We start from the raw sequence: 11833 nt of genomic DNA on the forward strand, positions 1-11833 counted from the left end.
CATGGGCGAGTCGCGCGTCTCGATCCAGGTCGACGACTTCGACCTCGGCGCCGAAGTGGCCCGGCTGCGTGCCGGCGATGGCGGCGTCGGCGCGGTGGTCGCGTTCGTCGGCACGGTGCGCGACCGCAGCGAGGGCGCCGACATCAGCCGCATGGAGCTCGAGCACTACCCCGGCATGACCGAGAAGTCGATCGACGCGATGATCGATGCCGCGATGGCGCGCTTCGACATCCGCGCCGCGCGCGTGGTCCACCGCGTCGGCGTGCTCGATGCGCAGGACCAGATCGTGCTGGTCGCCGTCACGTCGGCGCACCGCGGTTCCGCCTTCGAAGCCTGCGAGTTCCTGATGGACTACCTGAAGACGCAAGCCCCGTTCTGGAAGAAGGAGCACACGCCGCAGGGCGCGCGCTGGGTCGATGCGCGCAGCCATGACGATGCGGCGCTGCGGCGCTGGGGCATCGACAGCGGGAACCTCGCGCCATGAGCGGCGGTGTGGCGGCCGGCATCACCGGGCTGCAGGTGCTGGCGGTCGCGACCGGCGCCGCCTGCGGGGCGCTGCTGCGCTGGTGGGCCGGGCTGTGGCTGAACGCGCAGTGGGCCGGTTTTCCGCTCGGCACGCTGCTGGTCAACTGCGCCGGCGGCCTGCTGATCGGTGTCGCGCTGTACTGGTTCCAGCGCAGCCCGAACGAACTGCTGCGCCTGTTGATGGTGACCGGGTTCCTCGGCGGGCTGACGACGTTCTCGTCGTTCTCCGGCGAATCCCTCGCGTTGATCCAGCGCAACGAATGGAGCTTGGCCATCGGCCACACTCTCGCGCATGTGCTGGGCTCGCTGGCCTGCGCAGGCGTCGGATACAAGCTCGCACGCCTGGTGTTGTGACCCGGATTGGCATCCGGACGGCGCTTGAAAAGCGGGGCGCTCCCCTCAAATCCCCTGCAACCGGAGGATTCGTCCCATGCGACTCGACAAGCTCACCACCAAGTTCCAGGAAGCCCTCGGCGAGGCCCAGAGCCTCGCGCTGAACCGCGACAACCCGTACATCGAGCCGGTGCACCTGCTGGCCGCGATGCTGGCCCAGACCGACGGGCCGAAGGCCTTGCTCGACCGCGCCGGCGTCAACACCGGCCGGCTGCAGGCCGCGCTCGATACCGAGCTGCGCAAGCTGCCGCAGGTGCAGGGCGGCGAGCAGGTGCAGGCCAGCCGCGAGCTCGGCGCACTGCTGCAGGCGTCCGAAAAAGAAGCCACCAAGCGCGGCGACCAGTTCATCGCGAGCGAGATGTTCCTGCTGGCCGCGACCGACGCGAAGTCGTCGATCGGCCCGTTCGTCAAGGAGCACGGCCTGACCCGCAAGTCGCTCGAAGCCGCGATCGACGCGGTGCGCGGTGGCCAGAAGGTCGACAACGCCGATGCCGAAGGCCAGCGCGAGGCGCTGAAGAAGTACACCCTCGACCTGACCGAGCGCGCCCGCAACGGCAAGCTCGACCCGGTGATCGGCCGCGACGACGAGATCCGCCGCGCGATCCAGGTGCTGCAGCGCCGCAGCAAGAACAACCCGGTGCTGATCGGCGAGCCGGGCGTCGGCAAGACGGCGATCGTCGAGGGCCTCGCGCAGCGCATCGTCGCCGGCGAGGTGCCCGATTCGCTGAAGAGCAAGCGGGTCCTGGTGCTCGACATGGCGCTGTTGCTGGCCGGTGCCAAGTTCCGCGGCGAGTTCGAGGAACGGCTGAAGTCGGTGCTGAAGGAAGTCGCGCAGGACGAAGGCCAGACCATCGTCTTCATCGACGAGATCCACACGATGGTCGGCGCCGGCAAGGCCGAAGGCGCGATCGACGCCGGCAACATGCTGAAGCCGGCGCTGGCGCGCGGCGAGCTGCACTGCATCGGGGCGACCACGCTGGACGAATACCGCAAGTACATCGAGAAGGACGCCGCGCTGGAGCGCCGCTTCCAGAAGATCCTGGTCGGCGAGCCGACGGTCGAGGCCACCATCGCGATCCTGCGCGGGCTGCAGGAGAAGTACGAGGTGCACCACGGCGTCGAGATCACCGACCCGGCGATCGTCGCCGCGGCCGAACTGAGCCACCGCTACATCACCGACCGCTTCCTGCCCGACAAGGCGATCGACCTGATCGACGAGGCCGCGGCCAAGATCAAGATCGAGATCGACTCCAAGCCGGAGGCGATGGACAAGCTCGACCGCCGGTTGATCCAGCTGCAGATCGAGCGCGAAGCGGTCAAGCGCGAGAAGGACGAAGCCTCGCAGAAGCGCCTCGGGCTGATCCAGGAAGAGATCGAGCGCCTGCAGCGCGAGGCCGCCGACCTCGAGGAGATCTGGAAGGCCGAGAAGGCGGCGGCCCAGGGCTCGGCCCATGTGAAGGAAGAGATCGACCGCATCCGCTTCCAGATCGAGGAGTTCAAGCGCAAGGGCGATTTCAACAAGGTCGCCGAGCTGCAGTACGGGAAGCTTCCGGAGCTGGAGAAGGCGCTGAAGGACGCGCAGGCCACCGAAGTGAAGAAGGGCGCCGACGCGAGCCGGCCGCAGCTGCTGCGCACGATGGTCGGCGCCGAGGAGATCGCCGAGGTGGTCGCGCGCGCCACCGGCATTCCGGTGTCGAAGCTGATGCAAGGCGAGCGCGAGAAGCTGCTGCAGATGGAAGGCAAGCTGCACGAGCGGGTCGTCGGCCAGGACGAGGCGATCAGCGCAGTGGCCGATGCGATCCGCCGCTCGCGCGCCGGCCTGTCGGACCCGAACCGGCCGACCGGCTCGTTCCTGTTCCTCGGCCCGACCGGCGTCGGCAAGACCGAGCTGTGCAAGGCGCTGGCCGGCTTCCTGTTCGACAGCGAAGACCACCTGATCCGCGTCGACATGAGCGAGTTCATGGAGAAGCATTCGGTGAGCCGGCTGATCGGCGCGCCGCCCGGCTACGTCGGCTACGACGAGGGCGGCTACCTGACCGAGGCGGTGCGGCGCAAGCCGTACAGCGTGCTGCTGCTCGACGAGGTCGAGAAGGCGCACCCGGACGTCTTCAACGTGCTGCTGCAGGTGCTCGACGACGGCCGGCTGACCGACGGCCAGGGCCGCACGGTGGACTTCAAGAACACCGTGATCGTGATGACGTCCAACCTGGGCTCGCACCAGATCATGCAGATGGCCGGGCAGGACCCCGAGGCCATCCGCGAGGCGGTGTGGGCCGAGGTGAAGCAGCATTTCCGCCCGGAGTTCCTGAACCGCATCGACGAGACGGTGGTGTTCCACTCGCTGGACGCGAAGAACATCGAGGCGATCGCGCGCATCCAGCTGAAGACGCTGGAGCAGCGGCTGGACAAGCTGGAGATGAAGCTCGACGTGTCGCCGGCCGCGCTGGCCGCACTGGCCCAGGTCGGCTTCGACCTGGTGTTCGGTGCCCGGCCGCTGAAGCGGGCGATCCAGCAGAAGATCGAGAACCCGGTCTCGAAGCTGATCCTCGAAGGCCGGTTCGGGCCGAAGGACGTGATTCCGGTGGATGTGAACGGCAGCGAGTTCAGCTTCTCGCGCGTCGTGCACTGATCGGGCAACGCCCGCGGAACCGGCTCGGGGGAGGCGTCACCCCTCGAGCAGGTTGTCCATCCGCACGACCTGCAGCCTGACCAGCGTCAGGTTCGCGTGCGTCTTGTCGAGCACCGCATGCAGCGCAAGGCCGGGGTGGTTCGGCACTGCGCGCAGCAGCAGGTGGTGGGACCCCAGCGTGATCGCGGCCTCGGGCATCGCATGGCCGAGGCCCATCGTGCGCGCGGTCGCGGTCATCGCACCGAGCAGCGCCGCCCCGTGCTGGGCCAGCACGTCGGCCGAAGGCCGCGCGCCGGCATGCACCAGGTCGCGGCCGCTCGCGATGTCGAACACGCAGCAACTGACCATGCCGGTCAGCTCGATCAGCTGGTTCACGTAGCGTTGCAGCGGCGAATCGGCCTGCGTCGGCGCGACCGGCCGGGTCGGCGGCATCGGCGCGTATGACGTCGGGTAGGCCACCGCCGGCGGCGTGGCCAGCGGCAAGGTCGGCGTCGGCGCGGCCGGCGGCGGCACCGACGGCGAGAACGCCCCGATCGGCCGCGGCGCCATCGGCGGCATCGACGTCGGCCCGGATGGTGGCGCCGGCCGGGCGGGCCGCGCGCCGATCCCTTGCTCGCGCAGCTTGTTCCAGGTGCCGCTGATGAAGCCCCAGGCATCCGCCGGCCGCGTGACCTGCGGCGTCGTGCGCACGTTCACGCCGGTGCCGCGGGCCATGTCGGTGGCGAAGCTCGTCAGCGTGGCGGTCGTTGCGGTCAGCGGCAGCAGCAGCATGTGCCGGTTGAACCACGGGCCGGTGACCATCGCCTCGTGCAGCGGCTTCAGCGTCGATTCGAGCAGGTGGGCCGGCAGCGCGCCGACCATCAGCACCGCGAGCTGGCTGTAGCCCATCAGCACGCGTGCGAGCGCCTGGCGCGCCACGGTGTCGGCATCGGCCTGCGTGGTGTACAGCCGCAGCAGGCTGCCGTCGGCGCCGGGGAAATCGACGAACTCCAGTGTCGCGAGCGGCGTGCCGTAGCCCTGGCGGCGGATCACGAGTTTCTGCAGCGTGCGGTTGCTCGCGGTGGCCACGCCGGCCAGCAGCTTGCGCGACGACACGGTGCCCACGTCGTGCAGCGCGATGTAGTCGGGCTGCAGCAGCTCGAACTGCTGCTGCAGTGCCTCGGCCGGGTCGCACGAGACGAACAGCTCGCGCTGGTCGGCGCCGACCTGGCGGCCGATGTCGCGCTGGTCGTCGGTCGGCCCGTCGTCGGCGTCGGCGAGCAGCTCGGTGGCCACCGAGGTCTGGGCCCGCGTCGCCTGCCAGCCGTCGTCGACGCCTCCACCGTGGGGATCGCTGCCGGTGGAAGAAGGGGGAATGCTCGACATGGGCCTGCTCTGTGTTTCGCCAACGGGCCCGTCGATGTCGACGGGCGTGCGTGGCAGTGTAGGAGCTTGTTTCAGGATGTGACAGGGGCAAACGTCGCGAAAAGCCCGACCGCCCGCCGCCAACTTCGGGGCTTGACGCGCGGCCCGGGCTTTGCCATGGGGCCGACGGGGTGCCTGGTCGCGCCGATAGAATCGCCCACCCCTCACTTTGCGTCCGCCTCATGGCCCCGTCGCGCGCTGAAGCTGTTTCTTCCCTGCCGGTCGTGATCGTCGGCGCGGGCCTCGCGGGGTTGACCGTCGCGCTGCACATCGCGCAGAGCCGGCCGGTCGTGGTGCTCGCCAAGCGCAACCTCGACGAGGCCGCGACCGCCTGGGCCCAGGGCGGCATCGTCGGCGTGCTCGGCACCGACGACAGCATCGAGTCGCACGTGCGCGACACGCAGGACGCCGGCGCCGGGTTGGTCGACGAGCACACCGCGCGCTTCATCGCGCAGCACAGCGCGAAGGCGATCGAATGGCTGGTCGAGCGCGGCGTGCCGTTCTCGCCCGACCCGGAAGGCCCGCTCGGCCTGCACCTGACGCGCGAAGGCGGCCATGCGGTGCGCCGCATCGCGCATGCCGCCGACGCGACCGGCAAGGCCATCCACGACGTGCTGCTCGACGAGGTGAAGCGCCACCCGAACATCCGCCTGCTGGAGCGCTGGATGGCGGTCGACCTGATCACCTCGCGCCACCTGAAGCGCGACGAGCTGCCGCGCTGCTACGGCATCTACGCGCTCGACATCGACAACCAGCGCGTCGAGACGCTGGCGGCGTCGGCGGTCGTGATGGCCACCGGCGGCGCCGGCAAGGTGTACCGCTACACGACCAACCCCGACACCTCCACCGGCGACGGCATCGCGATGGCGTGGCGGGCCGGCTGCCGCGTCGGCAACATGGAGTTCATCCAGTTCCACCCGACCTGCCTGTATCACCCGCAGGAGCGCAGCTTCCTGATCACCGAGGCGCTGCGCGGCGAGGGCGGCCACCTGCTGCTGCCCGACGGCACCCGCTTCATGCAGGCGCACGACCCGCGCGGCGAGCTGGCGCCGCGCGACATCGTGGCCCGCGCGATCGACTTCGAGATGAAGAAGCACGGGGTCGACTACGTGCTGCTGGACGCGACCCACCTGGGTGCCGAGTTCCTGAAGGAGCACTTCCCGACCATCTACGCCCGCTGCCTGAAGCTCGGCATCGACATCACGACCCAGCCGATCCCGGTGGTACCGGCGGCGCACTACACCTGCGGCGGCGTCGTCAGCGACCTGCACGGGCGCAGCGACCTGCCGGGGCTGTATGCGGTCGGCGAAACGACCTACACCGGCCTGCACGGCGCGAACCGGCTGGCCAGCAATTCGCTGCTGGAATGCGTGGTGCTCGGCAGGACCTGCGCCGACCACATCCTGGAGCACGCGCCGAGCGAGCAGCCGGGGCTGCCGGCGTGGGACGAGAGCCAGGTCGAGAACGCCGACGAGCAGGTGGTGATCGCGCACAACTGGGACGAGCTGCGCCTGCTGATGTGGAACTACGTCGGCATCGTGCGCACCACCAAGCGGCTGGAGCGGGCGCTGCACCGCATCGACCTGCTGCGCAGCGAGATCGACGACTACTACGCGAACTTCCGCGTCACCCGAGACCTGCTGGAGTTGCGCAACCTGGTCGATTGCGCCGAGCTGATCGTGCGCTCGGCCCTGATGCGGCACGAAAGCCGCGGGCTGCATTTCAGCCGCGATTTCCCGCGCACGCTGCCCGTGAGTTTTCCGTCGATCCTGGTCAGGCCGGCCACCACCCGAAACTAGCCCGGGCCGAGCGCCGGGCCGCCCCAAGCCGGCCCGGATCCCCACGGGGGATCGGTCGATGTACCCATCGACCGAGGGGCTGTCAGTTCCGGGCCTTCATCGCGGTGCGTGCCAGCACGAACTGGAACGCGAAATCGACCGCTTCGGTGATCGCCACCTCGATCGCGTGGCGCTCCTTCTCGCTCAGGTAGAACGAGAAATCGACCGCGTGCCGGATGTAGCGCGGCGGCAGCCGGTTCAGCGCGACGCAGGCGATGTCGGCGAGCAGCTCGCTGCCGCTCAGGTGCGGATGCTGGGTGGCGGCCGCGGCCACGGCCTCGAAGACGGCGCGCTCGTGGTAGTTGAAGATGGTGTCGAAGTCTGCGCTCATGGGGTCCGCCGTTCGGTCAGGATGTCCCGTCGACTGTAGTCAGTGCGGGGCGCGCCGGCCATCCCGAGAGTGCGGCAAAAGTCCGCGCCGAAGCGGACTCTCACCCGCGTCCGCGTCCGCGACCGCGTTCGCATTCGCGCGTCAGATCCGTTCCAGCACCCGCATCGAGTAGTCGGTGGCCCGCACGTCCTTCGTCAGCCGGCCGATCGAGATGCGGTCGACGCCGGTCTCGGCGATGCGCCGCACTTCGTCGAGCTGCACGTTGCCCGACACCTCGAGCAACGCGCGCCCGGCCGTCACCGACACCGCCTCGCGCATCAGCGCTTCGTCGAAGTTGTCGAGCAGCACGCTGACCGCGCCGGCGTCCAGCGCCTCGCGCAGTTGCGCGATGTCCTCGACCTCGATCTGGATGTCGACGCCGGCCTTCAGCGCCTGTGCATTGCGCAGCGCTGCCGCCACGCCGCCGGCCGCGGCGATGTGGTTCTCCTTGATCAGGATGCCGTGCCACAGCGCGAGCCGCTGGTTCTGGCCGCCGCCGATGCGCACCGCGTACTTCTGCGCGAGCCGCAGCCCGGGCAGCGTCTTGCGGGTGTCGAGGATCGCGCAGCCGCGCGGGTTCGGCGACGCGCCGGCGATCGCGTCGACATGGCGGCGCGTGACCGTGGCGGTGCCCGACAGCAGCTGCAGGAAGTTCAGCGCCGGCCGCTCGGCCGACAGCAGCGCGCGGGCGTCGGCCTCGATGTGGCAGGCCAGCGTGTCCGGCGCCATGCGCGCGCCTTCGTCGACGTGCCAGTCGATCGCGGCCTGCGGGTCGAGCGCACGCACGCAGCCGTCGAACCAGTCGCGGCCGCACAGCACCGCGTCTTCGCGCACCAGCACGCGGGCGCGCACGCGGCGGCCGGCCGGCACGAGCTGCGCGGTCCAGTCGCCGCGGCCGATGTCTTCCTGCAGCGCGTCGTGGATGTTGCGCGCGCGGGCCTGTTCCAGCGTCTCGTCGGTGTCGAAGGAGGTCATGCGGCGCCCACGTTCTTGACCAGGCCGGGCTTCTGCGTGCTCGACGGATGGGCCTTGACGAAATCGAGCATGCGGTCGATGCAGCCCAGCGCCTGGCGGCGCACCGGCTCGTCGACGTGGATCTCGCCGCTGCCTTGCTCCAGGCACGCGACGACGCCCTGCAGCGCGTTCATCGCCATCCACGGGCAGTGCGCGCAGCTCTTGCAGGTGGCGCTGCTGCCGGCGGTCGGCGCTTCGACCAGCACCTTGCCGGGCGCGAGCTGGCGCATGCGGTGCAGGATGCCGTTGTCGGTGGCAACGATGAAGTGCTTCGCGTCCATCTGCAGCACCGCGTTCAGCAGCTGCGAGGTGGAGCCGACCACGTCGGCCTGCTCGACCACCGACTTCGGCGACTCCGGGTGCACCAGCACCTTCGCGCCGGGGTATTCGGCCCTCAGCAGGTCGAGTTCCAGGCCCTTGAACTCGTCGTGCACGATGCAGGCGCCATTCCACATCAGCATGTCGGCGCCGGTCTCTTCCTGGATGTAGCGGCCGAGGTGGCGGTCGGGCGCCCACAGCACCTTCTCGCCGCGGTCCTTCAGGTGGCGCACGATCGCGAGCGCGCAGGAGCTGGTGACCATCCAGTCGGCGCGCGCCTTCACCGCGGCGCTGGTGTTGGCGTAGACGACCACCGTGCGGTCCGGATGGGCGTCGCAGAAGCGGGCGAAGTCGTCGGGCGGGCAGCCCAGGTCGAGCGAGCAGGTCGCGTCGAGGTCGGGCATCAGCACGCGCTTGTCGGGGCTCAGGATCTTCGCGGTCTCGCCCATGAAGCGCACGCCGGCGACCACCAGCGTCTTGCTCGGGTGGTCGCGGCCGAAGCGCGCCATCTCGAGCGAATCGGCGACCAGGCCGCCGGTTTCGAGCGCCAGGTCCTGCAGGTCGCCGTCGACGTAGTAGTGGGCGACCAGCACCGCGTCGTGCTGGGCCAGCAATGCCCTTGCGCGGGCCTTGTAATCGGCGCGGCCGGCGGGTGTCAGCGGCTCGGGCACCTTGGCCCAGGCGTGGGCGGTGCAGGTGGCGCCGGCTGCGTCTTGCAGCGGGTAGTCGAAGAGGACGTCTTGGCTCATCCGGCGATGGTATCGGAGAGGATGACGACCCCTCGCCCGGTGGGTACACCGGGCGGCCCCTCCCGAGGGAACGCGGGCCGGCGAGGTCCACGGCGTGGGCCTCTTCGTGGCGCATGGCGGCCCGGCGCTCGGCCCGGCGCGCTTGCGGGTCCTACGACAGGCTCTGCTCGGCCTCCATCAGCTTGTAGCGCGCCAGCGCCAGGTTGCTGCGCTGCTTGTCGAGCAGCGCGAACAGGAAGAGCCCGGCGTGCCGCGACAGCGAGCGGATCAGGTGGTGGCGCGTCGGCGTGCTGGTCATGATCTCGTGCACCGCATCGGACAGCCCCATGTCGCGCGCGTGGCGGTCGTGCACGCGCAGCACCTGGGTGCAGGCGGCGGCGGCCAGTTCGATGTCGACCGGGTGCTCATCGCGCACCTTGTGCGTGACGACCAGGCCGGTCGCGGTGTCGACGACGGCGCAGCCCATCAGGCCGTCGACGAGCAGCATCGCGTCGAGCGCATGCGCCGCGCGCTGCGGGTCGAGCAGCGGGCGCACCGGCGCCTTCAGCACCGCGTTGCTGCGGGTCGCCTCGCTCGTTCCGGCCGCCGCGGCGGCCGCGTCGAGGTCGGCCACCTTGATCGGGAAGCCGTCCGGCCCCTGCACCGATGCCAGCGCGGCCACCGGCGGCGGGCCCCAGACCGGCTCGGTCTTCACGCGGTTCCACTGGCCCAGCAGCGCGTTCCACACCGCCGACGCGCTCGACAGCGATTCGTTGAGCACCTGCACCTTCAGCCGCTGCGGCCACTGGATCATGCCGATCTTGTTGGCGATCCAGACGCCGTTCGGCGGCAGCATGAAGAGCAGCGTCGGGCAGCGCCAGCCGGGCTGGTTGACCGCGCTGTACAGCGTGTTGAGCATGCCGTCGACCGCATGCGGCTGCATCGCGCCGACGATCACCGCGGTCATGTGGCTGCGCTCCATCAGCGCGATCGGGATCGCCGCGTTGTCGGGGCCGGGCGCGCGCACGTCGGCGTGGTAGATGCGTAGCAGGCCTTCGTCGCGCCGCTCCAGCGTCGTGCGCTCGATCATCGCCAGCGTGCGCAGCGTGGTGTGTTCGCGCAGGTGCAGCCGCTCGATCGGCCGGCCGCTCGCGTCCGACAGCGCCTTCACGACCGCGCTCGCCCAGACGCCGGTCGGGTCGTGCAGCGCGATGTGGCGGGAGGCGGTCTCCAGGTCGGCGCGGGTGGCCGCGAAGTGCTCGCGGATCGCCTGGGCCGACGAGCCGGTGACGACCAGGTCGCGCAGGTGGCGGTCGACCATCTGCCCCTGGTCGTTCACCTCGGTCGCGATGCTCTCCATGATCGACGTGGCGGCGAAGCCGGGGGGCCGGGGCTCGCCGCCGTCGGAGGCCACCACCTGGCCGGGCAGGACGGGTTCGTCCCGGCCGTTGCCCTTGAGGTCTCGCAGGTCTCCGAACAGCGATGACAACATGGGTGCTCCCGGCAGTTGAGTGCCGTGCAGTCTAGGGGGAGGCGCCTTCGCAGCCATCCCCACATTGACTACCCCTTCCGGGGGCAGGTGATTGACAGCCCCTCGATCGATGGGTACATCGACCGATCCCCCGAGGGGATGCGGGCCGGCAAGGTCCACGAAGTGGGCCTCTTCGTGGCCCATGGCGGCCCGGCGCTCGTCCCGCCGCGCTAGGTGAAGAAGCGGCTCGGCGGCGCGCCGACCGAGCGGCGCACCATCGCGCTGAACGCACTCGCGCTCGCATAGCCGAGCTCGGCGGCGATCACGCCCATCGGCTGCTTGCGCGCCGCCATCGACAAGGCCTTGGCCAGCAGCACCTGCTGGCGCCACTGCACGAAGGTGGTGCCCAACTGCTGGCGGAACAGCCGCGCGACGGTGCGCGGGCTGGCGCCGGTGTCGCGCGCCCAGCCGTCTAGCGTGGCATGGCGTGTCGGATCGTCGAGCACCGCCTCGCACAGCGTGCGCAGCCGCTTGTCGGCCGGCAGGTCGACACCCAGCCGAACCGGGCGGGCGCGGCGCAGTTCGTCCAGCACCAGCGCGCTGATCCGCTGCTCGCGCCGCAGCGCGTCGGCCCCCAGCGGCGGGCCGCCGCCGTCGGGCTGCACGTTCATTTCGAGCACCAGCGCGCGCAGCAGCTCCGAGACTTCCAGCACCCGGCATTGCCGCCACGGCGCCTGTTCGGCCGGCGCGACGCCGGGGCCGCTGCGCCCGCGCGGCTGCAGCAGGTACAGCGTGCGCAGGTCGGCATCCTCGACGACGCTGACGGCATGCTCCATGCCGGCCGGGATCCACAGCGCGCGCGACGGCGGCACGAGGTAGGTGCCGTGCTCCATCGTCAGCCGCACGACGCCGGTCGACGACAGCGCGACCTGCGCCCACGGGTGGTCGTGCGGCACGACCCGGGTGTCGGTGCTCAGGTGGTGCTTCTTCGCGCGCAGCGGGCGCTGCGGCGTCGGCGTGTAGAGGTGCGGCGTCAGCGGACCGATCGGCGGCGTGGGGGTGGACATGGCGGAGCGGGGCGGGGCGGCCCGGGTTGGCAGGATCTCGACAGGGATTGACAGGCTATCGTAATCCGGCCGCGCC

10 protein-coding genes are annotated in these 11833 nt (G+C 70.4%); 4 read left to right on the forward strand and 6 right to left on the reverse strand.

What is annotated here, in order from left to right:
• Position 1: 1 nt before the first annotated feature.
• The 3 genes from FHT26_RS20320 to clpB all read left to right on the forward strand — a co-directional run bounded on the left by FHT26_RS20320 (position 2) and on the right by clpB (position 3547).
• Positions 2-484, forward strand: coding sequence for a molybdenum cofactor biosynthesis protein MoaE (locus FHT26_RS20320; protein WP_168561917.1), 483 nt, complete (start codon positions 2-4; stop codon positions 482-484).
• Entirely contained in the window at positions 481-879 is a 399-nt protein-coding gene (crcB, locus tag FHT26_RS20325; RefSeq protein WP_210427502.1) for a fluoride efflux transporter CrcB, read from the forward strand. The genes FHT26_RS20320 and crcB overlap by 4 nt, the downstream gene beginning before the upstream one ends.
• 76 nt (positions 880-955) lie before the next feature.
• Positions 956-3547, forward strand: coding sequence for an ATP-dependent chaperone ClpB (gene clpB, locus FHT26_RS20330; RefSeq protein ID WP_168561918.1), 2592 nt, complete (start codon positions 956-958; stop codon positions 3545-3547).
• 36 nt (positions 3548-3583) lie between these two features.
• On the opposite strand, the gene FHT26_RS20335 is transcribed toward clpB, so the two are convergent.
• Positions 3584-4912: a hypothetical protein gene (locus FHT26_RS20335; RefSeq protein WP_168561919.1), complete on the reverse strand. Its 1329-nt coding sequence runs from the start codon at positions 4910-4912 to the stop codon at positions 3584-3586.
• 221 nt (positions 4913-5133) lie between these two features.
• Here FHT26_RS20335 and nadB point away from each other — a divergent pair, with 221 nt between their 5' ends.
• Entirely contained in the window at positions 5134-6750 is a 1617-nt protein-coding gene (nadB, locus tag FHT26_RS20340) for an L-aspartate oxidase (protein WP_168561920.1), read from the forward strand.
• Positions 6751-6832: 82 nt separating this feature from the next.
• Here nadB and FHT26_RS20345 read toward each other — a convergent pair whose 3' ends face one another.
• From FHT26_RS20345 to FHT26_RS20365, 5 genes are all read right to left on the reverse strand, one after another.
• Positions 6833-7120, reverse strand: a complete 288-nt coding sequence (locus FHT26_RS20345) for a late competence development ComFB family protein (RefSeq protein ID WP_168561921.1) — start codon at positions 7118-7120, stop codon at positions 6833-6835.
• Between the two features lie 141 nt (positions 7121-7261).
• Positions 7262-8134 (reverse strand): carboxylating nicotinate-nucleotide diphosphorylase, encoded by an 873-nt coding sequence (gene nadC, locus FHT26_RS20350; RefSeq protein WP_168561922.1) that lies wholly within the window; start codon positions 8132-8134, stop codon positions 7262-7264.
• Positions 8131-9240, reverse strand: coding sequence for a quinolinate synthase NadA (gene nadA / locus FHT26_RS20355; RefSeq protein ID WP_168561923.1), 1110 nt, complete (start codon positions 9238-9240; stop codon positions 8131-8133). Before nadA ends, nadC begins: the two co-directional genes overlap by 4 nt.
• Positions 9241-9391: 151 nt before the next feature.
• Positions 9392-10711 carry a roadblock/LC7 domain-containing protein gene (locus FHT26_RS20360; RefSeq protein ID WP_168561924.1) on the reverse strand — a complete coding sequence of 440 codons (1320 nt, stop codon included), beginning with the start codon at positions 10709-10711 and terminating at the stop codon, positions 9392-9394.
• A 209-nt stretch (positions 10712-10920) separates the two neighbouring features.
• Positions 10921-11757, reverse strand: a complete 837-nt coding sequence (locus FHT26_RS20365; RefSeq protein ID WP_168561925.1) for an AraC family transcriptional regulator — start codon at positions 11755-11757, stop codon at positions 10921-10923.
• Positions 11758-11833 lie beyond the last annotated feature (76 nt).

Origin of the sequence: Rhizobacter sp. SG703, from assembly GCF_012275445.1 — a bacterium.
GTDB lineage: Bacteria > Pseudomonadota > Gammaproteobacteria > Burkholderiales > Burkholderiaceae_C > Rhizobacter.